Consider the following 24,427-nt stretch of genomic DNA (forward strand, 5'->3'; position numbering starts at 1 on the left):
CGTTCACCCGCTAGGCGTCGCCGCGCTCTTCGGGGGTCGACCGCTCTTCGGTCTCGTCGTTGACCCACTGCCCTTCGGCCAAGTAGCCGAGCCGATGCAGTGCCTCACGGTTGCGGAAGTCGAGCAGCGGGTCAGTGAGCACGCGCGGCACGTACTGCAGGGCACCTCGCACCGCGTACTCGTGCATGCGCACCACGCAGCCCTGCCGATGCGGCCTCACCTCGATAATGATGCGGGCTTCGCCGATCGGCCAGCCACGGGCGATGAACGCTGCGCGATGCGGCGCGTTCCACTCGGTGACCTCCGTCTCGTCATCGATGAGGGCCGGCCAGACGCCGACCGAGTGAAAGATGCGCGCACCGGGTTCTGGCCAGTTCTCGTCGACGGCTCGCATGCGTGACGCTCCGACCACCCACGAGGGGTAGGTCCATCCGTCGGCGAGCACCGCGAAGACGGCTTCGGGCGGGCACTGCAGTAGTCGGGTCGTGCGGGCCATCAGTTCTCCCCCTTGCCGACTCCCAGAAACGGAAGCCGTTCGATGCCGAATTCGTGACGCAGTGCCGACCGCGCCGCGTAGGCGCCCGCGAGCCCGTGCACTCCCGGTCCAGGCGGCGTGGCAGACGAGCAGAGGTACACACCGGGCATCGGCGTGCGCCACGGGTCGAGCGAGAGGGTCGGGCGCGCCGCGAGTTGCCACAGCGTCGCGGCGCCGGTCGCGATGTCGCCCCCGATGTAGTTCGCGTTCTGCCGCTGCATGTCCATCGCCGTCGCGCTGGACGACGCGATGATGACGTCGCGAAATCCGGGCGCCCACCGCTCGATCTGACGGATGATCGCCTCGGTCTGGTCGAGTGTCGAGCCGTGCGGCACGTGCGTGTAGCTCCACAGCACGTGGTGGCCGGCGGGCGCTCGCGAGGTGTCGACCACCGAGGGCTGAGAAACGAGCACGTAGGGGTCGTCGGCGTGCCGACCGCTCGCCACGGCCGCTTCGGCGGCGGCGATGCGCTCACGGCTACCGCCGAGATGCAAAGTCGGGGCGTCGCGCAGCGCCGGCTCTGACCACGGCACGGGGCCGCTCAGCGCGAAGTCGACCTTCGCGACGCCGTCGCCGTGGCGATAGGCGAGCATGCGCGCGCGATAGCTGCTCGGCAGCGCGTCACCGGTGAGCCGCACGAGCGCACGCGGGGTGGTATCGAGGAGCACCGCATCGACCGGCCCGAGCTGAGCGAGGTCGGTGATCTCGACCCCGGTCTCGATCGAGCCGCCGTGTGCGCGCAGGTCGTCGGCGAGAGCATCGATGATGGCCTGACTGCCGCCGATCGGAATCGGCCACCCGCCGCCGTGGGCCGCCGTGGCGAGAGCGAAGGCCGTACCCGAGGTCGAGAGCGACGGCATCGGCCGCACCGAGTGCGCAGCCACCCCCGAGAGCAGCGCAGGCGCTGCAGCGTCGCGCCATCGCAGGTTCCAGGCCAGACTGCCCTGCTCGAGCGCGCGCAGCCCGAAGATCGCCGTCGTGAGCGGATGCGCGGGGATGCGCAACAGTGACGAGCCCGTGAACTGCGCAACCTTCTGCGCTCGATCGACGAGAGGCGCGAACAACCGGTGCCACGCCTGACCGTCGACGCCGAGCTGCTCGGCAGTGTGCTGAAGGTCGCGATAGGCGATCGCCGCCGGGCGGTCATCGAGCGGGTGGGCGTACGAGATCTCGGGGGTCACCAGCTCGATGCGTTTGCTGAGCTCGAAGCGACGGAAGAACCCGGACGAGACGGCGAGCGGATGCACGGCCGAGCCCATGTCGTGCCGATAGCCCGGCACGGTCAGTTCTGCGGAGCGCCCACCGCCGCCGATCGAATCGGCGGCCTCGTACACCGTCGTGCGGATTCCCGCGCGCGCGAGCACGACGGCCGCGGCGAGCCCATTGGGGCCCGACCCGACCACGGCTGCCGTGTGCGACGTCATGCTTCGAACCTACGGCGAGGTCACCCTCTTGTGGCCGAGTTCACAGGGGATGCCAGTCTCTGCCGCCGCGATCCCGCGGCGACCACCCCGAACGACACGGCGAGAGCCAGCGCGGCGATGGCGATGCCGATCGACAGCGTGAGGGCATCCGGCGCCACGATCGACTGGCCGCGCAAGGCCTGCATCGTGACCAGACCGACGACGCCGAGGTAGGCGCCCGCTCCCGTGAGCACGAGGGCTCGACGCACGATCGCGTCGCGCAGCAAGGGCACCCGGCGCGCACCGAGTTCGAGCAGCAGCGCGAGCAGCGGCAGAGCCTGTAGGGCGTGCATGCCGATGAAGTGCGGAATACGCAGGTCGCCTCCGATCGTGCTCCACCCCAGCAGAGGCAGTCCGGGGCCGCCGTCGGCGACGCCGACCGCGTGGGCACCTGCGATGCCCTGGAAGTCATTGAGTTGATCGGCGGTGGGGCCCGTCATGAGAAAGGCGAGGCCCATGCCGAGCAGTGAGATCGCGACACCGGTGCGAATCGCCGCTTGGCGAGCAGGGTCGGCACCGGGGTTGCGCCACAGGGCGACAGCAGCGACGAACGTGGCGACCCACAGCGTCGTGATCGCCGTCGCCATGATCGACCAGAGGGTCGTGGCCAGCGGGGTCGACACGTTGAAGTGGCTCGTGATGCCGGCGGCAGCCGCGCCGACGATGACGACGAGCTCAATCGCGAGGGTCACCGCGATGACGGTGCCCGCCCACCACGCGGCGCGCTGCCAGCGCGTGAAGTGGCCGATGATCCACGCCCAGGTCACGGCGTAGATCGTGCCTGAGATCGCGAACTTCAGGGGCTTCTCCCACAGGTTCACGCCGAGCAGTTCCCGATCGTCGACGAGCCAGCCGACGAGCGTCGCGATGGTGAGCCCCGCGAGCAGGAGGCCGAGCACGAGCAGCGGGCGGTGCCAGCGGCTTGGCGGCAGGTCAAGACGCCAGTCGGTGGCGGGGGTGGGAGTGGTGATCATCAGCAGTCCTCGAGGTGGGCCGCGATCGCGGCGGCAGTGAGTGGATCGGGCGCGGGCGCGCCCTCGGGCAACGGGAAGCGGCGAAACGACTCGGCCTCTTGGGCGATGCGCCGCAGCCCCGCCAGCAGACTGTCGCCGAGCACCGTGCCGACGGCGACGATGCGCGTCATGGCCGCGGTGTCGGGTGCCGCACTGGCGACGGCCGCGAGGTCGGCGCCGGCAACGAGCTGCGCGGCATCAGCACCAGGCTCGAGCACGGCGGTCGTGATGCCCTCGAGTCCGAGTTCGGCGTAGGTGTCGAGCACTCGGGCCGCGAGCGCGAGACCGGGGTTGTTGGGGTACACGCGCCAGCCGCGACGTTCGCACAGTTCGGCGACGAGGGTCGCGCCCACGGTGGGCGCGGCTTCAGCATCCATCTCGTCGGCCGCGATCGAGGCGGGGATGCTCACCGCACGCTGCGCCACCCCGAAGACGCTCGACAGCGGCAGCTCGGCCTCGAGCGCGGCGATGACGGAAGCTGCTTGCGCGACGCTCAATCCACCGACCTCGAGCAGGGCGCGCACCAGGCGCACCCGCTCCACGTGGGTCTCGTCGTACTGCGACTGGTTGGGGCTCGTTCGCTCACCCGCGTGCAGCAGACGCTCACGCAGGTAGAACTTGAGCGTCGGCACGGGTGTGACGGTCGTGGCACTGAGCTCGGACATCCTCATGCACAGATAGTACCACTATCGATAGTGGCAGTGTCTATATTCTTTGATAGCCATGCTGAAAGGAACGCTGGTGTCGTCGTCGCAGTGCGCCTCGCGCGGCACATGCCGCCGTAGGCACAGGGCACGAGAGAAAGCGCTCCGCACCGGGAGCGGCACGAAGAGCCGCGCGCCGCTGCAGAAGAAGACTGTCGAAGCTGGGGTGCCTGGACTCGAACCAAGAACAACTGAACCAGAATCAGCCGTGTTGCCAATTACACCACACCCCATCAGCGCGACCAGGGCCGGCGCTGAGGCGGCCCGTGACCGGGCCGAGTTGCGAGTTTACCCTACGGCCGGTGTCACGATGAACGACAGCTGGCAGAAGCCGCCGCCGAAGCACGTGGTCTCGGCGACGACGCCCATGCCGGCGTCGAGGCCGCGGTCTGTGCGCACGACGGCCGGCCGACCGCTCTCGCGTGCATCTGTCACCGCCTGCGCGAGCTGCTGCGAGCTTGGCGGCGTGTAGCCGAAGTCGGGAGCTCGCTCGCTCACGGCGAGGAAGGTTTCGCGGAACGTGAAGGCCCCGCGCTCTTCGACGCGCACCGATTCGAGTCGACCACCGGAAGAGTTCACGGTGAACTGCGGCGTCGTGAACAGGGCGCCGTTCGGCTCGGCATCGGTCGCGATGAGCACGAGCCGGTAGTCGAGGCCGGTCTGATGCGGACCAACCGTGAGCGACCCGTCGGCCGGCAGGCCGATCTCGACGGCGTCGACGGGCGGCGAACTCAGGTCGATGCGCGGGGTACGCGCGCTCTCGATGAACTGCAGACCGTCGTCGGTGAAGACCGACCAGTTGAGATCGGTGACCTGGCCCTCTTGAGCGGGGCCGGGGCCTGCGGCGATGCGCGGCCCGGCGATGAGGGCGAAGAGTACGACGCCGAGGATGATGATCGAGAGAATGACCGCGGGAATCCAGCGCACCCACTCGGGGCGGTGCGGGTTCAGCAGGGTCATGACCCCAGTCTCCCACGGCGTCGACACGACCTCCGGATGCTGTGCCCACCCTCACCGCTCCCCCACCCGCCGCCGACTACCGTAGAGGGGTGCCCGACGCGAGACCCCGCAACCGCCGCGCCCTCGTGGTGGCCGTTGTTGTTGCTGTGCTCGTACTCGCGGCGAGCATCCTCATCGCCCGCTGGTGGCGGGATTCGACGACCGGCGCCGCGTTCATCGCCGAGTTTCCCGGCTCGGTTGCCCCGCCGCCCGGTACACCGGAGGGTTTTCCGGCCTGGCTCAGCTGGACCCACTTTCTCAACGGGTTTTTCCTGCTCTTCATCGTGAGCTCGGCCCTGCACCTGCGATCGAAGGCACGCCCGATCGCCTTCGTGACTCGCCGCAACCGGTTGCCCCGCACGGCGAACCCCCCGAAGCGCCTGGGGCTGCACACCTGGTGGCACCTCGTCGTCGTCGCGCTCTGGATCGCGACCGGCCTCGTCTACGTGGCTCTGCTGCTCGTGACCGGGCACTGGGCGCGCATCGTGCCCACCGAGTGGTCAGTCGTGCCGAACGCGATCTCAGCCGGCGTGCAATACCTCTCGCTCAACTGGCCCGCGCACACGAGCTGGGCGTACTACAACAGCCTGCAGGTGCTGTTCTACGGCGCCACCGTGTTCGTGGCCGCGCCACTCGCGCTCGCCACGGGGCTGCGCCTCTCGCCCGTCTGGCCCGAGAAGTGGATGCGTACCCGCGGAGCGCTCTCTGACGCGTGGGCGCGGCAGACGCACTCTCTCGTGCTCTGGTTCTACCTCGCGTTCACGGTCGTGCACGTCGGCCTGGTGCTGCTCACCGGCGCGCGCCGCAACCTCAATGCGATGTATCTCGGCATCGACGACGGCGAGAGCTGGCTCGGGGCCATCGTGTTCGGGGTGTCGGTCGTCGTCATGGCCCTGGCATGGGTGCTGCTACGTCCGCCCGCGCAAGTGGCGATCGCCGAGCGCGTCGCCGACGTGCGGCGCATGCCTGCCGCGCCTGCTACCGAGAAGCCGCGCTAGAGAGTCGCGCGCAGCGCCCTGAGCCGGGCCAGCGTCGAGTCGCGGCCGAGAAGCTGCATCGACTCGAACAGGGGCGGGCTCACCCGCCGACCCGAGACGGCGACCCTGAGCGGCCCGAAGGCGGTGCGCGGCTTGAGCCCGAGACCATCGATGAGGGCGGCGCGCAGCGCTGCCTCGATGGGCTCGGGCTCGAATGGTTCGAGCGACTCGAGCGCGGCTAGTGCAGCATCGAGCACGGCGGCCGCGTCGGCGTCGAGCGAGGCGCGAGCATCCGCTTCGATCGTCAGATCGTCGTCAGTCGTGAACAAGAACGCGACCATACCCGGCACCTCGCCCAGCAGCGCGACGCGCTCCTGAACCAGCGGAGCGGCGGCCGTCAGCAGAGCGCGCTCGGCCGGGCGCGGAACGTCGTTGAAGAGGCCCGCGCCGCTGCAGTACGGAATGCTGCGCTCGACGAACTCATCGAGCGAGAGCCGCCGCACGTGGTCGCCGTTGATGGCCTCGGCCTTCTTCACGTCGAACCGCGCGGGGTTGGGGTTGACGTCGGCGACGTCGAAGGCGGCCGTCATCTCGTCCATCGTGAAGACGTCGCGGTCGGCCGCGAGCGACCAGCCGAGCAGCGAGAGATAGTTGAGCAGCCCCTCACGGATGAAGCCGCGGTCGCGGTGGTGGAAGAGGCTCGACTCGGGGTCGCGCTTCGACAGCTTCTTGTTGCCCTCGCCCGTCACATACGGCAGGTGGCCAAACTGCGGAATCGCGCTCGCCACGCCGACCTCGATGAGCGCGTGGTAGAGCGCGATCTGCCGCGGGGTCGACGACAGCAAGTCTTCGCCGCGCAGCACGTGGGTGACGCCCATGAGCGCGTCATCCACCGGGTTGACGAAGGTGTAGAGCGGCGCGCCGTTCGGCCGCACCACGACGAAGTCGACGAAGCTGCCTGCCGGGAAGGTGATCTCGCCGCGCACCAGGTCGGTGAAGCTCAAGTCGGTGTCGGGCACCCGCAGCCGCAGCGCGGGCTCGCGGCCCTCGGCGCGGTAGGCGGCCTTCTGCTCGTCGCTGAGGTCGCGCTCCCAGTTGTCGTAGCCCTGTTTCGGGTCGCGACCGAGCTCGAGGTTCTTCGCCTCGATCTCGTCGCCCGTCAGGAAACTCTCGTAGAGGTGCCCGCTCGCGCGCAGCTGCTCGATGACGCCCGTATAGATCTCGCCACGCTGCGACTGGCGGTAGGGCTCGTTCGGCCCGCCCGTTTCGACGCCTTCATCCCAGTCGATGCCGAGCCAGCGCAGGCCGTCGAGCAGCTGGTGGTAGCTCTCTTCGCTGTCGCGCGCCTGATCGGTGTCTTCGATGCGGAAGATCATTGTGCCGCCCGTGTGCCGCGCGTACGCCCAGTTGAACAAGGCTGTGCGAATAAGCCCGACGTGCGGGGTTCCGGTCGGAGACGGGCAGAACCGAACGCGCACGTCGGCGCCGGTCGCGGTCGAGAAGGTGGGGCTGGTCACGGTTGAAAAGTCTAGGTGCTCACGAAAGAACGCCGACCGGATGCCCGCTCACTGCTCGACCGCCCTCGAGCTCTTCGGCTCAGCAGCGGTAGAACCCGGCGACGTTCGGCGTCAGCACACCCAGACCACCCAGAAGCACGAGGTCGTCTGGCCGCTGGTTGATCAGCGCAGCGTAGGCGCCGCTCGGCACGCAGCCCGTGAGCACGGTGAAGAGCGGTGCACCCAGGGCGCCCGCCGCGGCCCCGCCCGAGAGAGCGTCAGCGAAGCCGCTGCCGGTGGCCAGGTAGCTGCGGGTGGCGTCAGGAAAGTGTCGGGCACCGATCAACGCAGCCGTGGCGTAGCGATCAGCGCCGGCAATGCGCTCGACGGTCAGACCCGCACGGGCGAGCGACTGCTCGATGCCGGCACTCACAGCACCGACGCCGCCGACGATCACCACGCGATCGGTCGAGAGATCACGGAGCAGGCTCAGCGTTGCCGCATCGGCCTCGCCATCATCACCGGGCACGAGAACCACGGGTGCACTGACCGAAGCCGCAGCGGGGCCCGCGGCGAGCGCGTCGGCGTAGCCGTAGCCGGTCGCCACATAGACGACCGCCGAGCCGCTCTGACCGTAGGCATCGCGAGCGAGGTTGCGCGAGGTCTCGAATCGATCAGAACCGAGAACTCGATCGACATCAGGGGCGACGGTGCGCAGAGTGGCCATCACCGAGTCGGAGATCACTCCCGTGCCACCCACCGCCACGATGCGATCGGGGTCCAGCCGGCGCAACTCGCTGAGAATCACCGAGGGAACGCTGTCGCGCAAGACGAGCAGCAGAGGGCCCGCTGCGGCACCCGCGAGTGCTGCCGCGCTCAAGGCGTCAGGGAAGCCGTAGCCATTCGCCACGTATACCGTGCTCACCCCCGGTCCGAAGGTTCGCGCCGAAATCTGCGCCGAGGTCGCGAAGCGGTCGTTTCCGGAGATGCGATTGACATCGCCCGGCGGCGTCGGCGGCGCCGAGGTGTACCGCCCGAAGTTCTGCGTGTAGTAGAGCCGCCCCGTCGAACTCGCGGCAACCCCGATGCCGATGTCGGTGCTGCTCGACAGCATGTTCGCCCGGTGGCCCGGCGACCCGGCCCAGGCGTTCACGACCGAGGTCGGACTGTAGCCCGCGGCGACATTCTCTGACGCGCGCGACCAGCCCGCGGGGTACAGCAGGTGGAAGTTCGGCCGGTGCGACATGGCCGACGCCTGTGCTTGGCGCACCGACCAGTCTTGTGCGATGTCGTTGAGAGCCGCGTTCAAGCGCAGTGGCGGCAGGCCGTTTTGGGCGCGCAGAGTGTTCGTCTGCTGCAGAATCAGGGCCCGCTCCGACTCGTAGACACCTGCGGTGGGCATCAGAGTGGATGCCGCGTCGAACGAGCCCGCTGTGTCAGCAGCCCTGTAGTCGGTCGACGACTCAAGGCCCGGAACCGAGTCGTCGACCTCGGGCGCCGCCGTTGCGGTGACCGACGGCATGACGAGCAGTGCAGAGAGCGCTACTGCGATCGCGATGTGCGTTTTCACGGTTCCCCCCGAACCCAGCGAATCGCAGACGACGCCCCCCGCCGTACCGCGATGCGTCGAGACCCCCTGCCTCGACGCTTCTCCACTCTAGGTGAGGCTCGCCGAGAAGCCGAGGGGTGGGGCTACCCCCTATTCGCGGGGCGAACGTTCTTCGCTTCTGCAGGTGTCGACGGGCTTGGGAACGGGCGGGAACGTGCTCGGCGCGTCACCGCAAGTGCCACGACGACCGTCGCGACGAGCGCCATCGTCAGGAATGAGAGTCCGGAGTACCCGAGCAGCGCCAGCGCGACACCAGCCAGCGCACCGCCCAGCGCACCGCTGGCGCTCATGACGAGATCGCTGCGCCCCTGCACGATGGGTCGACGATCAGGTCGGGCAGATTCGGTCAGCAGAGCCGAGCCCGCCACCGTGCTCGCACTCCATCCGAGACCGAGGAAGATGAGGCCGGCGACGACCCAGCCCTCGCTCTCGGCGCCGAAGCCGGTCATCAGCAGGCTCGCGGCGAGCATCCCCTGGCCCAGAGCGATCGTCGTGCGACGTCCGACGCGATCCGCGAGAATGCCGAAGACGGGCGACAAGGCGTACATGCCCGCGATGTGCAGGCTGATCGTGAAGCCAACGATCACGAGGCTCGCCCCGTGCGCGGTCAAATGCACCGGGGTCATCGCCATGACCGAGACCATGGTCGCGTGGCTGAGAGCGATCGAGAGCATCGCCAGACGGATGCCCGGCTGGTCGTCGACGGCGATCGTCGGCGTCGGGGGCGCGCTGCCGGTGCGCTCGGCCTCATCGCGCGTCGCACGCTCTTGCTCGGCCTGCCAGGCCGCCGCGACCCGCAGCGGGTCGGGGCGAAGGCCGACCAGGTAGAGCACGGCGGCGAGGCTCTGCGCGACCACCGTGAAGAGGAACGGTCCGCTGAGGTCGGGCAACCCGAGATAGGCGCCGAGAGTCTCCCCGGGGCCGATGAGGTTCGGCCCCGAGACGGCACCCACGGTGGTCGCCCACACCACGAGAGACAGGTCGCGACCCCGGGTTGACACCGATGCGAGGTCGACGGCGGCGAAGCGCGACTGCAGGTTCACCGCCGTGCCCGAGCCGATGAGGGCGATGCCCAGCAGCAGCAGGGCGAAACTCTGCGCACCCGCCGAGATGATCGCGATGACGGCACCCGTCGCCGCCGTCAGGGCACCGGTGGCCAGCGCTGGCGCCCGCCCGGCACGCCGCGCGAGCCGAGCGAGCGGAATCGCCGCCAGGGCGGCCCCGAGGGTCACCATCGTCGCCGCCATGCCGCTGAACGCCGGAGAGCCCGAGATCTCGGCGGCGAGAATGGCACCGATCGAGAGGGTCGCCCCCATGCCCAGGCCGGCGAGCACCTGACCGATCATGAGCACCGTGCGGGTGCGCCGCTGCACCGCGGCGACAGACCCGGCGGTGAGGGTGGTCATCGGCAGACGGTCAGGCCGGTTCGACGCTGCGGTCGTCGGTGCGGTCGTCGCGATTCTTGGCAGGGTTGCGCAGAGTGCCGAGACCCTCGATCGTGATCTCGACGGTCTGTCCGTCGGTGAAGCCGCCCAGTCCGTCGGGCGTGCCCGTCATGATGATGTCGCCCGGCAGCAGAGTCCAGGCATCGCTCACGAATTCGATGATCTCGGGCACCCCGTAGATCATGTCGCGCGTGTTGCCGGTGCGGCGGGGCTCGCCATCGACGAACGTCGCGATGTCGAGGTTCGTCGGGTCGAGCTCGGTCTCAATGTAGGGCCCGATCGGGGCGAAGGTGTCGTACCCCTTGGCCCTGGCCCACTGGCCATCGGCGAACATCACGTCGCGCGCCGAGACGTCATTGCCGATCGTGTAGCCGAACACGACGTCGCGCCAGTCTTCTTTCTTGACGCGCTTCGCCACGGCTCCGATGACGACGACGAGCTCGCCCTCGTGGGTGATGCGCCCGTCGACGGGCGGAAGGATGATGGGCTCGTCGGGCCCGATCACGGCGGTGTTCGGCTTCAAGAAGATGAGCGGATTCTGCGGACCGTCGTACTGCATCGACTGCACGTGCGCGGCATAGTTCATGCCGATGCAGACGACCTTCGATCGCGGGATGACCGGCGCGAGAATGCGCGCGTCAGAGAGCGGAACGCGCTCACCGGTGGTCTCGTAACCATGGAACATCGGGTCGCCCGAGAGCACCACGAGCTCGTCGTCGTCGACGATGCCGAAACGAGGGTCGTCACCGGTGCTGAAACGCGCGATCTTCACCCGTTCAGCCTAACTGCACTGGCTCAGCGCGACGTCACCACATAGGTTGCCGTGACGGTACCGGCATCGTCGGTGGCCACCGACAGATCGACGCGATACGCCGCGCTCGTGTAGGCGCCGTATCCGCTTCCGGTGTCTGTCGAGACACCCGAAGGAGCGAACCCGGCCTGTTCGAGCGCCGCGCCCGCATCGGCGAAGCCGAGGCCGCCGTCGAGCTGCGTGCGCACGACCCAGCCGAGACCGTCGGGGGCGGCACCGCCGCCGAGCACGGAGCCGGTCACGGCGACCTCTGCGGGAAAGCTCGCGGGTACCTCACCGTCACCCGTGATCTCGACACCGCCGAGCACGTCGTCCACCAGGCCTCTGATCTGATCGTCGATCCCTCCCGCCACCTGATCGATACCCTGCTGCACCAGACCTTCGACGATGTTGTCGAGGGGGGTGCCGGTGCTGCAGGCCGAGGTTCCCGTCGCAAGCGAGAGGGCGACAACGACGGCGGCAAGGGTGCGATGGGGTCGCGACAGAGACATGGTGCTCCTGGGGGTCGGGCTGGGCGCGAGTCGCGCGATCAGGCGTTCTGCTTCTTCAGACGCGACGCGGCGCGAGCACGCATCGTCTGGTCGAGCTCGACCTTGCGAATGCGCACGATTTCGGGGGTGACTTCGACGCACTCATCCTCTCGTGCGAACTCCAGACATTCCTCCAGAGTGAGCTGACGAGGAGGTGTGAGTCGTTCGAGCTCTTCGGCCGTCGACGAACGGATGTTGTTGAGCTTCTTCTCTTTCGTGATGTTGACGTCCATGTCGTCGGCGCGCGAGTTCTCGCCGACGACCATGCCCTCGTAGACCTCTTCGGTGGGCTTCACGAAGAACGTCATGCGCTCTTGCAGCGTCATCATGGCGTTGCTCGTGACGACGCCCGAGCGGTCAGCCACGATCGAGCCGTTGTTGCGCGAGACGATCGACCCTGCCCACGGCTCGTAGCCGTGCGCGATCGCGTTCGCGATGCCCGTGCCGCGCGTCGTGGTGAGGAACTCGGTACGGAAGCCGATGAGACCGCGGCTCGGCACGATGAACTCCATGCGCACCCAGCCCGTGCCGTGGTTCGTCATGCCCTCCATGCGCCCGCGACGGGCCGCGAGCAGCTGCGTGATCGCGCCGAGGTACTCTTCGGGCGCGTCGATCGTGAGGTGCTCGAACGGCTCGTGCAGCTTGCCGTCGATGGTCTTGGTGACCACCTGAGGCTTTCCCACGGTGAGCTCGAAGCCTTCGCGCCGCATGTTCTCGACCAGAATCGCGAGCGCGAGCTCGCCGCGGCCCTGCACCTCCCACGCATCGGGGCGGCCGACATCGACGACGCGGATCGACACGTTGCCGATGAGCTCTCGGTCGAGGCGGTCTTTCACCATACGAGCGGTGAGCTTGTGGCCTTTGACCTTGCCGACCAGCGGCGAGGTGTTGGTGCCGATCGTCATCGAGATCGCCGGCTCGTCGACCGTGATCGCCGGCAGCGGTCGCACGTCATCGAGGTCGGCGATCGTCTCGCCGATCGTGATGTCTTCGATGCCCGCGATGGCGACGATGTCGCCGGCCATCGCCGACTCGGCCGGGTAGCGCTCAAGCGCGCGGGTCTTGAGCAGCTCGGTGATGCGCATCGAGCTGTGCGTGCCGTCATGGCGCACCCAGGCGACCTGCTGGCCCTTCTTGAGGGTGCCGTTGAAGATGCGCAGCAGAGCGATGCGACCGAGGAAGGGGCTCGCATCGAGGTTCGTGACGTGGGCCTGCAGCGGGTGCTCGTCGTCGTAGCTCGGCGCGGGGATGTGCTGCAGAATCGCCTCGAACAGTGGCTCGAGGTCGCCGTTGTCGGGCAGTTCGCCATCGGCGGGGCGGTTGCGGCTCGCCGCGCCGGCGCGACCCGAGGCGTAGATGACCGGAAGATCGAGAATGGCGTCGACATCGAGGTCGGGCACCTCGTCTTGCAGGTCGCTCGCCAGCCCGAGCAGAAGGTCGTGGGTCTCTTCTTCGACGGCCTCGATACGGGCATCCGGCCGGTCGGTCTTGTTGACCAGCAGAATGACCGGAAGCTTCGCCGCAAGCGCCTTGCGCAGCACGAAGCGGGTTTGCGGCAGCGGGCCCTCGCTCGCGTCGACGAGCAGCACAACGCCGTCGACCATGCTGAGGCCGCGCTCGACCTCACCGCCGAAGTCGGCGTGGCCGGGGGTGTCGATCACGTTGATGGTGATCTCGCGGCCTTCGGCGTGCAGACCCTTGTAGGTCACCGCCGTGTTCTTCGCGAGAATCGTGATGCCCTTCTCGCGCTCGAGATCGTTCGAATCCATCGCCCGGTCTTCGAGGTGGGCGTGCGCGGCGAACGAGTCGGTCTGCCGCAGCATCGCGTCGACGAGGGTGGTCTTGCCGTGGTCGACGTGGGCGACGATCGCCACGTTGCGCAGGTCGGTGCGGGTGGCGAGTGCCATGAGTTATTCCTTGGTGGCTGCGCGCTGCTCTCGACGCTCCCGCTGCGCCACGGGATCGGGCAGGGGAACAGCGGCGATGAGGCGCTGAGTGTAAGGGTCTTGGGGGTTGCGCAGAATCTGATCGCGCGAACCCTGCTCGACCAGTCTACCCCGGTGCATCACAGCGATACGGTGCGCGAGGATATCGACGACCGCGAGGTCGTGACTGATGAACAGGCAGGCGAACTGCAAGCGCTCCTGCAACTCTTGCAGCAGGTCGAGGAAGCGCGCCTGCACCGAGACGTCGAGCGCGCTCGTCGGCTCGTCGGCAACGAGCAGTTCTGGCGTCAGAGCGAGGGCACGCGCGATGCCCACGCGCTGGCGCTGACCGCCGCTGAGCTCGTGCGGATACCGGTTGCGGTAGCTCGCCGGAAGCTCGACCTGCGTGAGCAGCTCTTCGACGCGCTTGTCGAGATCTTTGCCGCTCGCCTCACCGGCCAGCATGAGCGGCTCGCCGATGCTCTCGCCGATCGGCATGCGCGGGTTGAGGCTCGAGCCGGGGTCTTGGAACACGATGCCCGCCTTGCGCCGCAAGGGCTTCAGGTCGCGCAGCGAGGCCTTCGAGATGTCGATGCCCGCCGAGACCAGCTGGCCTTCCTTGATCGGCAGCAGACCGACCGCGGCGCGCCCGAGCGTGGTCTTGCCCGAGCCCGACTCGCCGACCAGACCGACAATCTCTCCCGGAAAGACATCGAGCGTGATGTCGTCGGCGGCGAGGAACGCCGGCACGCGTCCGCGCTTCGGGTACTCGATCGACACGTCGCGGAACGAGAGAACCGGTTCAACACCGCGACGATCGGTCGACTGCGAGCCCCCTTCGCTCATATTGATGCCGAGGTGCGGCACGGCGGCGAGGAGCGACTGCGTGTAGGGGTGCTGCGGCCGCTGAAAGATGTCGAGCGCGGTGCCCTGCTCGACCGCGACGCCGTCTTTCATGACGAGGATGTTGTCGGCCAGGTCGGCGACGACACCCATGTCGTGAGTGATGAGCACGATCGCACTGTCGAGACGCGTACGCAGGCTACGCAGCAGCTCGAGAATCTCGGCTTGCACCGTCACGTCGAGCGCGGTCGTCGGCTCGTCGGCGATGAGGAGCACGGGGTCGCACGAGATCGCCTGGGCGATCATGGCGCGCTGCCGCTGACCGCCCGAGAGCTGGTGGGGGTACTTGTTGAACGCGACGGGAGGGTCGGGCATCTCGACCTTCTCGAGCAGTTCGATCGCGCGCTCTTTCGCCTGCGACGGCGTGAGGTCGAAGTGGGTGCGCAGAGTCTCGACGATCTGGAAGCCCACGGTATACACCGGGTTGAGCGCCGTCATGGGCTCTTGGAAGATGACCGCGATCTGCTGGCCGCGCACCGCGCGAAGATCGGCCTTGTTGAGGTTCGAGATGTCGCGACCGAGCAGCGAGATTCTGCCTGAGACTCGGGCGGTCGGAGGCAGCAGGCCGAGCAGCGCCATCGAGCTCGACGACTTGCCTGACCCTGACTCTCCGACGATCGCGAGCACCTGGCCGCGCTTGACCGCGTAGCTGAGGCCGACCGCGGCCGGGTAGAACTCGCCGTCGACCCAGAAGTCGACCCCGAGGTCGTCGACCTCGAGAACGGTCTCGACGGTGGTGGGTGTGGTGCTGGTCACGGGAGGTCCTTCCGCGTGGTCATGGTGCGGGCGTCTGGGATGCTGGGCGCATGCGTTTTCAGCCTGCGAGCTTTCGCCCCGCCTTCGGCCGTGTGCTGACGATCGCGGTCGGCATCGTGGCGGCCCTGGGTCTGATCGGGCTCGTGGTCGGCAATGACCTCGAGAGTCTGCTGCGATACGGCGTGTGGTTCGTGCTGTTGGTCGTCGTCACCGTGGCGCTCTACTGGACCCCGCGCGTCGACGTGCTCGAGCATGAGGTCACGGTGCGCAACCCGCTCAGCACCTGGCATGTGCCCTGGCCCGCGATTGCGCGCATCGACACGAAGTGGGCGTTGACGCTCTACACGTCGACCGTGCGCATCGAGGCGTGGGCCGCGCCCTCCTCGGGGCGCTTCACGGTCTTCACGCTCGGCCCCGACGACACGAAGGTCAGCGAGTCGGCGCGACTCGCCGGGTCGATTCGCCCGGGCGACACACTCTCGAGCGAGAGCGGCGCCGCCGCCAACCACATCCGTCGCCACTGGGAGTTGCTGCGCGACGACGGTCTGCTCGATGAGCCCGTGGCGCCCGGCGCGCTGCGCCGCGAGTGGCATCCGCGCACGATCGCCGCGCTCGGCGCTCTCGCCGCCCTCGGCGTGCTCGGTCTCGTGGTCTAGGCGCATCCCGACCGTCATCTAGCTCGACACCTTCTCGTCGCGCCCCTTGCTGAGGGCCTTCGCACTCGGCATGCGCTTCTGCCGGGGGTCGAACGCGTCGCGCAGTCCGTCTCCGATGAAGTTGATGCACAGCGCGATCAAGATGATGAACAGGCCCGGCCACCAGAACAGCCAGGGCCGGGTCGCGAAAGCGGCCTGGTTCTCACTGATGATCTTGCCGAGCGAGGTGTCGGGCGGCTGCACGCCGTAGCCCAGGAAGCTCAGGGCCGTCTCGAGCAGGATCGCCGCGGCCATCAGCAGGGTCGTGTTGACGATGATCACGCCGATCGCGTTCGGCAGGATGTGCTTGAAGATGATGCGGCGGTCGCTCGCGCCGGCGACCCGGGCTGCGTCGACGAACTCGCGTTCTCGCAGGCTCAGCACCTCGGCACGCACGAGTCGAGCGAGGCCGGTCCAGGTGAAGAGCCCGATGATGATCGCGAGCACGAAGGCGCCGAGTCGACCGAAGGCCAGGCCCAGCACGGCGCCGATGACGATCAGCGGAATCGTGATGATGATGTCGGTGAAGCGCATGAGCACCGAGTCGACCCACCCGCGGTAGTAGCCCGCGACGGCGCCGATGACCGTGCCGATCGTCGTCGCGATGATGCCGACGACGAACATGATGACGACCGACTGCTGCGTGCCGCGCATGACGACGGCGAAGATGTCTCGGCCGATCTCGTCTTGACCGAACGGATGATCTCCGATGCGGATTCCGTCACCGCCGAGCCACTCGGGCACGAGGCTCAGGGTGGGCCGGCCGCCGTTCTGCGGCGTCGGGATGTCGATCCACGACCATTGCCACCACCCCGCCGTCTTGATGGCGAGATCGAAGACCGCGAAGTCGAACCCTACGGCGGTGAAGGCCATGATGATGATCGTCGCGAGCACGATCATCGAAATGACCGCGCCTTTGTGCCGGAAGAAGCGTCGACGAACGATCTGCCCTTGGCTGAGGCCCTCGACCTCCTTCATCTCGAGGGAGTTCTCGGCGTCGGTCACTCCGCTGGCGGTCGTGCCGGGAGTCGGCTCGGGAGGAAGGGACATCAGTTCACCCGGATTCGTGGATCAAGTGCTGCGTAGACGAGGTCGGCGATCAGGTTGAACAAGATCGCGAGCCCGCCGACGACGAGGAAGAAGGCCATGACGGGGTTCGGATCGACGGCGTTGAGGCCGTTGATGAACAGCTGCCCCATTCCTGTCCAGCCGAACACTGTCTCGGTGATGACCGCGCCGCCAACGATGCCGCCGATGTCGAACGCGACGATGGTAGCGATCGGGATCAGCGCATTGCGGAAGGCGTGGCGCACGACGACCGTGCGCTCGTGCAGGCCCTTGGCGCGCGCGGTGCGGATGTAGTCCTGGTTCATGACCTCGAGCAGGCTCGCGCGCGAGTAGCGCGTGTACGTCGCGAACGAGATGAGGATGAGCGCGATCGTCGGCAGCAGCAAGTGCGTGTAGATGTCGACGCCTTCGACCCAGAGGGAACCCTCGAGGTTCGGCGTCGACGAGCCGATCGTCGCGATCGGTCGTCCGCGGATGCGGCCTGAGCTCGCGTAGTCGTCCCACACCATCATGAAGCGGTCGAGTGCGATCGATCCGGCGGCGAAGAAGCCGGTGAACGCAGCGACTCGCATGACGGGGCCCTTGTCGACGCCGCCCATGAACCAGCCGATGCCGAGGCTCACGCCGACCGAGGCGATGGCCAGCAGGAAGAGCATCCACCACTCGGTGACGTAGTACGAGATGCCGAACTGGAACGGGAAGTAGAGCACGAGCGCGAGGCCTGCGACGGCGAGGGCCGCGTACAGCGCTCTACGGTTCTTCAACCCCGTGATCAGCGCGGTGAAACCCACCGCCGCACCGATCGAGATCAGGGCAACACCGAGAATCGTGAGGCCCGGGTAGGTGAACCAGTCGACGAGGTTCATGATCAGCAGCACACTCGCGGTCGCACCTACGGCGAGTGCGAAGGTCGTGATCTTTCGCCGGAGGTGACCGGGGATGATCGAGGCCCACAGCAATCCGCTCACGAGCGCGAAGGCCGCGATCAACCAGAGCGGCAGTTGCGGATCGTCTTCGAGGAAGTCATTGAAGCCGATGGCCACGAACTGCTTGAGCAGCACGGCGACCCAGAAGATCGGCAGCGAGAAGAAGAGGAACGAGATGAAGGTGACGGTGTAGTCGTAGCCGCTGTACTGGCGCAGGGCGGTCGTGATGCCGACGATGAGGCCCAGCACGATGGCGACGACAGTGGCGATCGTGACGAGCTGGATGGTCGAGCCGAGCGCCTGCTCGAGCAGGGCATTGACGCTGCGGCCCTGGACGGTGACACCGAAGTCACCCTGCAGAAGGCCGCCGAGCCAGAGGAAATAGCGCAAGGGCGGAATGACGTCGAGGTTGAGAAGCCTCGTGCGCGCCTCGATGAGCTGCTCTTTGTTGGGAGCGTTGCTCGTGCGCAGGTCTTCGAGCGGATCGCCTGCGAAGGCGATGAGGTTGTACATGAGAAACGTCGCTGCGAGCAGGACGAAGAACGAGGCGATGAGCCGCCTGGTAACGAACGTGGCCATCGAGAATGGCACCCTTCTGTGAACGAGGACTCTCAGTGTCAGGCGCTGGGGCCGCTTGCGCGACCCCAGCGCCCAACTGCTGAGTCGAACTGACGCGAGTCAGTCGATAGACGAGCTATCGACTAGTTGTTCTCGGTCGGCTCCCAGTCCCAGACGTTCCAGAAGATCGTCGGCGACAGCGGGCCCGGCTCCACGTTCGTCACGCGGTCGGAGAACGCGGTGACGGCGGGGAACTGGAAGATGGTCAGACCGTAGAAGTCGTCCATCAGCAGCTTGTCGATCTCGACCTGGATCTCGATCTGGCGCTCGGCGTCAAGCGTGACGTCGAGCTCGTCGAGCAGCGCGTCAACCTCAGTGTTGCTGTAGCTGTTGAGGTTGTTGATGCCACCCGTGCGGAAGGTCGGCGAGCTGTTGGTCACACCAAGGCTCGTCGACTGCCATCCGAAGAAGGTCGCGTCGTACGCACCGGGGGTGCCGAGCAGGCCACCCCACTCGGGGCTTCCGCAATCTTCGATGACGAAGCCGGCCTCGGTCGCAGACGCCTGGATGAGCGCGAACTCGTTGACACGACGCGGGTTGTTCGATGCGTAGAGGATGCAGACGGCCGGGTCGGTCACGCCAGCCTCAGCGATGAGCGCCTGGGCGCCCTCGATGTCGACGTCGGTGAAGTTCGACATGCCGTTGTTCGCGACGGTCTCGTCGTAGCCCGGAGCACCCGGCAGGAACAGCTGCGAGTTGCGCACCTGAGCCTCGGGGTTCAGCGGCTGAATGAGCGTGTCGACGATCTGCTGACGCGGGATGGTCTTCAGGAAGGCCTCGCGCAGGAGCGGGTTGTCGAACGTGCCGTTCTTCGAGTTGGCGAACGACAGGTCGATGTGCTCGTAGACAGCTTCTTCGCCACCGAGCACGGTCACGTCGTCGAGCGCCGCAAGGGCGTCAGCGACGTCGGCCGTGGCCTGGGGGCTGATGATGTCGACCTCACCGTTGGCGAGCGCCTGCACAGCAGCGAGCGGGTCAGAGATGAACCGCACGGTGACCTCTTCGATCGCCGGCAGGTTGTCGCCGCGGTAGTTCTCGTTGGCCGTCATGGTGATGTACTGGTCAGCGACGAAGTCGGTGATCGTGTACGGGCCGCTACCGACGACGAGGCCGGTGTCTTCGGGCATCTCGGTGAAGTTGAAGCCCGAGTTCCAGAAGCTCGAGATCGCCGCGAGCGCCTCGGTGTCTTCGTTGACCACGGCGTCGATGAGAGCCTGCTTGGCCTCTGCCGGGTCTTCGATGTCGAGTGCACGGCTCGCCACGATGTGGGCGGGCACGCCGACGCCGAACACGAGCTCCCAGTCGACGAAGAACTCGTCGTAGGTGAGCGTCATGGTCTTGCCGTCGAACTCGGGGAACGCGGTCAGGTCGAGACCCGTGCCGAGCGAGCCGTCGAAGTAGACGACGTCAGTCGGGTACTCGTCGGTGAACTCGCCGGTCTCGGGGTCGGTGAACTCGCTCGGGTCGAAGTCGGGCGTGTTGAGACGGCCCGTGTTCGCGACCCAGGCGAGCAGCATGTCGGCTGCGTCGACCGCGACACCGTCAGACCACTGCGTGTCGTCGTTGATCGTGTAGGTGACCGTCAGCGGGTCCTCCGACACGACCTCGTAGGTTCCGAACGACTCGTCACGAACGAGCGCAGGCTCGTTGTTGTAGTAGTTGAAGCCCGCGTTGGTCATGTAAATGATGTTCGCGTTGGCCGTGGCGTTGGCGAACGACGTGTTGGCGTTGTACGAGTAGAACGGCTGGTTCCACGCGACCGTGATCGAGCTTCCCTCGACGACCTCGGATTGCGGCGCTGCGCAAGCCGAGAGTACGAGAGCGCTCGCCGCGATCGTGGCCGTAGTGGCCGCGAGTCTGCTGATACGCAATTTTCCTCCTGTGCAAGATGGATGCGAGACGGCACGTTTTCCGAGCGCGCCATCACGCCTGTTGAGTCGACCCTAGAGAGCGGGATCAACCCCCGGCAAACTGTAGGCCTTTTCGTTACACACCAGTAACGCCAAGCCGCGCAACGGCGCGTCGACGCAGATATCGTGCACGAAGTCGCCCAGTTTTCGCACGATTCGTGCGTACTGGTGCAGTTCTCGTTCGGCACCGTGAAGGTGCAGTGACGAAGCGACGACTCTTCACCCTCGGCACTGTCGATGTTCCACAAGAGTTGCTGCCCGCACCCGGGCACCGTTGCCGATCTCGCACAAGCCGGTCGTGCCCGCCGCCAGCTCGCGCAGGTCGCATCGCTCAGAATGGGCAGATGCGCACGATGACGGATGCCCGCTCTCGCCAACCGCCACTATCGGGCGATCGGCGCATCCGTGTCGAGATCATCATCGTGCTCGGGTTGTCGCTCGGGCTCAGCGCCGTCTACTCGCTCGTCGCGATCGTCAACCGGCTGACGCGCGAGGTCGCGCTCGGCGACCAGACCGCGACACTCAACCCTTCGCGCAGTGAGCGGCCGGTCTTCGACCTCATCTACCAAGTGCTCGGCATCGTCGCCGACCTCGTGCCAGTGGCTCTGGTGGTGTTCCTGCTCTGGAGCTCTGGCCGACCCCACCTCGGCCGGCTCGGCGTCGACGGAACCCGACCGTGGCGCGACTCCCGAGATGGTGTCGGTCTCGCGCTGCTCGTGGGCATTCCGGGCCTCGCGCTTTACCTGGGCGGCCGCGCGCTCGGCCTCACGGTGACGGTCGTACCGACGGCGCTCGACGAGCACTGGTGGACGGTGCCGGTACTGCTGCTCTCGGCGGCCCGCGCCGGCATTGTCGAAGAGGTCATCGTGGTCGGCTACTTGTTCGCGCGGCTGCGCGACCTGCGGTGGGGTCCGTGGGCCATCATTCTCACAAGCGCCCTGCTGCGCGCCACCTACCACCTCTATCAGGGCTTCGGCGGCTTCGTCGGCAACTTCGCGATGGGCCTGCTGTTCGGTTGGCTCTACACGCGCTACGGCCGCCTGTTGCCACTCGTCATCGCGCACACGCTCATCGACGCGGCTGTCTTCGTCGGCTACGCCTGGGCGGCCTCGGTCTTTCCGGGGTTAGGGCCCATGCCCACGCCCAGCCCCACGCCGAGCCCTTAGGCGAAGGCTTCTATCGGAGGACACGCGCACACCAGGTTGCGGTCGCCGAACGCCTGGTCGACGCGGCGCACGGGCGGCCAGTACTTGTCAGCGCGCGTCGCCCCGAAACCGCCGTCGACCGTTGACCCCGCCAGCGTCGCCGGGTAGGCGGCGAGCTCACGGCTGTAGGGGTGCTGCCACTCCCCCACGATGACGCTCTCGGCCGTGTGCGGCGCATTCACGAGCGGGTTGTCGTCGGCACTCCACTCTCCGCCGGCGAGCGCGTCGGCCTCGAGCTTGATGGCGATCATCGCCTGGATGAACCTCTCGAGCTCGGCGAGGTCTTCGCTCTCGGTCGGCTCGACCATGAGGGTGCCCGCGACGGGGAACGACATCGTCGGCGCGTGAAAGCCGTAGTCGATGAGCCGCTTGGCGACGTCGTCGACCGAGACGCCGGTCGCCTCTTTCAGCGGTCGTAGATCGAGAATGCACTCGTGGGCCACGAGCCCGTTCTCACCCGCGTAGAGCACCGGATAGTGGTCGCGCAGGCGCAGAGCGATGTAGTTGGCGGCGAGCACGGCGCTCGCGGTCGCGTCACGCAGGCCCTCTGCGCCCATGAGGCGCGCGTAGGCCCACGAGATGGGCAGGATGCTCGCCGAGCCGTACGGCGCCGCTGAGACGGGCGCGCCGCGGTGCTCGACGGTGCCCGCGTTGCCCGTGCGCAGGTCGAACGGCGGGTGCTGGTGCATCTGCGCGAGTGGGTGCCCGGGCAAGAACTCGGCAAGGTGCGCCTTCGCCGCGACCGGTCCTACGCCGGGCCCGCCGCCGCCGTGCGGGATGCAGAAGGTCTTGTGCAGGTTGAGGTGGCTGACGTCGCCACCGATGTCGCCGTAGCGCGCGTAGCCGAGCAACGCGTTGAGGTTCGCGCCGTCGATGTAGACCTGGCCGCCGGCCTCGTGCACGGCCGCCGTCACCTCCATCACGTCGTGCTCGTAGACCCCGTGCGTCGAGGGGTAGGTGATCATGAGCGCCGCGAGTTCGCTCCGGTGCGCCTCGATCTTGGCGCGCAGATCGACGAGGTCGACGTCGCCCGACTCGGTCGTCGCGACGACCACCACGCGCATGCCCGCGAGCACGGCGCTCGCGGCGTTCGTGCCGTGCGCGCTCGACGGAATCAGGCACACGGTGCGCTCGACGTCTCCGCGCGAGCGATGGTACCCGCGAATGGCGAGCAGGCCGGCAAGCTCACCCTGCGACCCCGCGTTGGGCTGCAACGACACGGCGTCGTATCCCGTCAACTCGGCGAGCCAGGTCTCGAGGTGGCTGATCATGACGAGCGTGCCCTGCACGTCGTCGAGCGGTGCGAAGGGGTGCAGGGCGCTGAACTCGGGCCAGCTCACCGCCGCCATCTCCGTGGCCGCGTTGAGTTTCATGGTGCACGAGCCCAGAGGGATCATCCCGCGATCGAGCGCGTAGTCGCGGTCGGCCAGCCGCTTCAGATACCGCATCATCGCGGTCTCGCTGCGGTGCGCATGGAAGACCGGGTGGGTCATGAAGTCGGATGCTCGCCGCACGTCGTCGGAGAACTGAGCGTCGAACACCATCGCCCAGTCTGACTCGATGCCGAAGACGGCCTTCAGCGCGGGGCCGACGTCGGCGGGCGAGCCCGTCGACGCCGCGGCCGACGTGACCTCGTCGACGCTGAGGCGCACGGTGTCGTCGTCGACCTGCCAGAGCAACAGGTTGTGCTGGAGCGCCGCGGCTACGAGTTCTGCGGCGCGGCCGGGAGCCCGCACCTCGAGCGTGTCGAAGAAAGCGGAGTGCACGACCTCGTAGTCGGCTCTCCGCAGCTGCGCGGCGATCGAGAGGGCCTGGGCGCGCACGCGCTCAGCGATGCGTCGCAGCCCGTCGGGCCCGTGATACACGCCGTACATGCCCGCCATGACGGCGAGCAGCACCTGGGCAGTGCAGATGTTCGACGTCGCCTTGTCGCGACGGATGTGCTGCTCACGCGTCTGCAGCGTGAGGCGGTAGGCGGGGCGGCCGTCGGCGTCGCGCGAGACTCCGACGAGGCGCCCGGGCATCTGTCGCTCGAGGCCCTCGCGCACGGCGAGGTATCCCGCGTGCGGGCCACCGAAGCCCATCGGCACCCCGAAGCGCTGGGTGGTGCCGACAGCGACATCGGCACCGAGCTCGCCGGGAGGCGTCACGAGCGTCAGGGCCAGCAGATCGGCCGCGACGATGGCAAGGCCGCCGGTCTCGCGCACGGCGGCGATGACCAGAGACGGGTCCCACACACGCCCCGACCCAGCCGGGTACTGCACGAAGACGCCGAACGCCGGTGGCAGGTCGGCGGGGTCGATCTCGGCGAGGGGCAGCACGACGAGGTCAATGTCGAGCGCCTCGGCCCGGCCCGCGAGCACGGCATGCGTCTGCGCGAAAGTGTCGGCGTCGACGATGAAGCGGTTCTCGGCCACACCGGATGCCCGCCGCGCGAGAAGCATGCCCTCGACGACGGCGGTCGCCTCATCGAGCATCGACGCGTTCGCCGTGTGCAGCCCGGTCAGGTCGGCGACCATGGTCTGAAAGTTGAGTAGCGCCTCGAGGCGCCCCTGCGAGATCTCGGGTTGATAGGGCGTGTACGCGGTGTACCAGCTGGGGTTCTCGAGCACGTTGCGCTGAATGACCGAGGGCGTGATGGTGCCGTAGTACCCCTGCCCGATCATGCTGCGCCGCACCGTGTTGCGGTCGGTGAGCGCACGCAGCTCAGCGAGCGTCTCGGCCTCAGTCGCCGGAACAGGCAGCGTTCGCAGCACGTCTTTCTGACGGATCGCGGTCGGCACGGCGGCGTCCATCAGGGCTGCGAGCGAGCCGTAGCCCAGCGCGTCGAGCATCAGCT

Annotated in this window: 19 protein-coding genes and 1 tRNA gene; 3 read left to right on the plus strand and 17 right to left on the minus strand. The window is 67.7% G+C overall.

Annotated features, from left to right (window positions below):
- Nucleotides 1-10 precede the first annotated feature (10 nt).
- The 6 genes from KL788_RS05115 to KL788_RS05140 form a co-directional block, all read right to left on the minus strand.
- Nucleotides 11-496 carry an SRPBCC family protein gene (locus KL788_RS05115; RefSeq protein ID WP_293169124.1) on the minus strand — a complete coding sequence of 162 codons (486 nt, stop codon included), beginning with the start codon at nucleotides 494-496 and terminating at the stop codon, nucleotides 11-13.
- Nucleotides 496-1,959 (minus strand): phytoene desaturase family protein, encoded by a 1,464-nt coding sequence (locus KL788_RS05120; protein WP_293169126.1) that lies wholly within the window; start codon nucleotides 1,957-1,959, stop codon nucleotides 496-498. The genes KL788_RS05115 and KL788_RS05120 overlap by 1 nt, the downstream gene beginning before the upstream one ends.
- Before the next feature lie 20 nt (nucleotides 1,960-1,979).
- Nucleotides 1,980-2,972, minus strand: a complete 993-nt coding sequence (locus tag KL788_RS05125) for a hypothetical protein (RefSeq protein ID WP_293169128.1) — start codon at nucleotides 2,970-2,972, stop codon at nucleotides 1,980-1,982.
- Nucleotides 2,972-3,682 carry a MerR family transcriptional regulator gene (locus tag KL788_RS05130; RefSeq protein WP_293169130.1) on the minus strand — a complete coding sequence of 237 codons (711 nt, stop codon included), beginning with the start codon at nucleotides 3,680-3,682 and terminating at the stop codon, nucleotides 2,972-2,974. Before KL788_RS05130 ends, KL788_RS05125 begins: the two co-directional genes overlap by 1 nt.
- 194 nt (nucleotides 3,683-3,876) lie before the next feature.
- Nucleotides 3,877-3,948 (minus strand) — tRNA-Gln (locus KL788_RS05135).
- Nucleotides 3,949-4,003: 55 nt separating this feature from the next.
- Entirely contained in the window at nucleotides 4,004-4,675 is a 672-nt protein-coding gene (locus KL788_RS05140; protein WP_293169132.1) for a hypothetical protein, read from the minus strand.
- A gap of 89 nt (nucleotides 4,676-4,764) precedes the next feature.
- Between KL788_RS05140 and KL788_RS05145 the strand changes: the two genes are divergently transcribed.
- A complete protein-coding gene (locus KL788_RS05145) occupies nucleotides 4,765-5,712 on the plus strand; it encodes a cytochrome b/b6 domain-containing protein (protein ID WP_293169134.1) in 948 nt (315 codons plus the stop codon).
- Here the strand turns inward: KL788_RS05145 and gltX are convergent.
- From gltX to KL788_RS05180, 7 genes are all read right to left on the minus strand, one after another.
- Nucleotides 5,709-7,208 carry a glutamate--tRNA ligase gene (gltX, locus tag KL788_RS05150; RefSeq protein WP_293169136.1) on the minus strand — a complete coding sequence of 500 codons (1,500 nt, stop codon included), beginning with the start codon at nucleotides 7,206-7,208 and terminating at the stop codon, nucleotides 5,709-5,711. The two genes, KL788_RS05145 and gltX, sit on opposite strands and share 4 nt — an antisense overlap.
- A gap of 79 nt (nucleotides 7,209-7,287) precedes the next feature.
- The gene (locus KL788_RS05155) at nucleotides 7,288-8,757 is read right to left on the minus strand and encodes a cell wall-binding repeat-containing protein (RefSeq protein ID WP_293169137.1); all 1,470 of its coding nucleotides are present in this window, start codon (nucleotides 8,755-8,757) and stop codon (nucleotides 7,288-7,290) included.
- Between the two features lie 122 nt (nucleotides 8,758-8,879).
- Nucleotides 8,880-10,202 carry an MFS transporter gene (locus KL788_RS05160; RefSeq protein WP_293169138.1) on the minus strand — a complete coding sequence of 441 codons (1,323 nt, stop codon included), beginning with the start codon at nucleotides 10,200-10,202 and terminating at the stop codon, nucleotides 8,880-8,882.
- Nucleotides 10,203-10,212: 10 nt separating this feature from the next.
- Complete coding sequence (locus KL788_RS05165; RefSeq protein WP_293169140.1) at nucleotides 10,213-11,013, minus strand: fumarylacetoacetate hydrolase family protein; 801 nt, start codon at nucleotides 11,011-11,013, stop codon at nucleotides 10,213-10,215.
- Nucleotides 11,014-11,036: 23 nt separating this feature from the next.
- Nucleotides 11,037-11,543, minus strand: a complete 507-nt coding sequence (locus KL788_RS05170) for a hypothetical protein (RefSeq protein ID WP_293169142.1) — start codon at nucleotides 11,541-11,543, stop codon at nucleotides 11,037-11,039.
- A gap of 38 nt (nucleotides 11,544-11,581) precedes the next feature.
- Nucleotides 11,582-13,489, minus strand: coding sequence for a translational GTPase TypA (gene typA / locus KL788_RS05175; protein WP_293169144.1), 1,908 nt, complete (start codon nucleotides 13,487-13,489; stop codon nucleotides 11,582-11,584).
- Between the two features lie 3 nt (nucleotides 13,490-13,492).
- A complete protein-coding gene (locus tag KL788_RS05180; RefSeq protein WP_293169146.1) occupies nucleotides 13,493-15,166 on the minus strand; it encodes a dipeptide ABC transporter ATP-binding protein in 1,674 nt (557 codons plus the stop codon).
- 50 nt (nucleotides 15,167-15,216) lie between these two features.
- Here KL788_RS05180 and KL788_RS05185 point away from each other — a divergent pair, with 50 nt between their 5' ends.
- Entirely contained in the window at nucleotides 15,217-15,822 is a 606-nt protein-coding gene (locus KL788_RS05185) for a PH domain-containing protein (protein WP_293169148.1), read from the plus strand.
- An 18-nt stretch (nucleotides 15,823-15,840) separates the two neighbouring features.
- On the opposite strand, the gene KL788_RS05190 is transcribed toward KL788_RS05185, so the two are convergent.
- The 3 genes from KL788_RS05190 to KL788_RS05200 form a co-directional block, all read right to left on the minus strand.
- On the minus strand, nucleotides 15,841-16,911 hold the full coding sequence (locus tag KL788_RS05190) for an ABC transporter permease (RefSeq protein WP_293169150.1): 1,071 nt from the start codon (nucleotides 16,909-16,911) through the stop codon (nucleotides 15,841-15,843).
- Nucleotides 16,911-18,434 carry an ABC transporter permease gene (locus KL788_RS05195; protein ID WP_293169152.1) on the minus strand — a complete coding sequence of 508 codons (1,524 nt, stop codon included), beginning with the start codon at nucleotides 18,432-18,434 and terminating at the stop codon, nucleotides 16,911-16,913. The genes KL788_RS05190 and KL788_RS05195 overlap by 1 nt, the downstream gene beginning before the upstream one ends.
- 122 nt (nucleotides 18,435-18,556) lie before the next feature.
- Nucleotides 18,557-20,344: an ABC transporter family substrate-binding protein gene (locus KL788_RS05200; protein WP_293169154.1), complete on the minus strand. Its 1,788-nt coding sequence runs from the start codon at nucleotides 20,342-20,344 to the stop codon at nucleotides 18,557-18,559.
- Nucleotides 20,345-20,727: 383 nt separating this feature from the next.
- On the opposite strand from KL788_RS05200, the gene KL788_RS05205 reads away from it, so the two are divergent.
- Entirely contained in the window at nucleotides 20,728-21,549 is an 822-nt protein-coding gene (locus tag KL788_RS05205; protein ID WP_428846110.1) for a CPBP family intramembrane glutamic endopeptidase, read from the plus strand.
- Here the strand turns inward: KL788_RS05205 and gcvP are convergent.
- Nucleotides 21,546-24,422 (minus strand): aminomethyl-transferring glycine dehydrogenase, encoded by a 2,877-nt coding sequence (gene gcvP / locus KL788_RS05210; protein WP_428846130.1) that lies wholly within the window; start codon nucleotides 24,420-24,422, stop codon nucleotides 21,546-21,548. The two genes, KL788_RS05205 and gcvP, sit on opposite strands and share 4 nt — an antisense overlap.
- Nucleotides 24,423-24,427 lie beyond the last annotated feature (5 nt).

This window comes from Microcella sp., from assembly GCF_019739195.1.
In the GTDB taxonomy this organism is placed as follows: Bacteria; Actinomycetota; Actinomycetes; order Actinomycetales; family Microbacteriaceae; genus Microcella.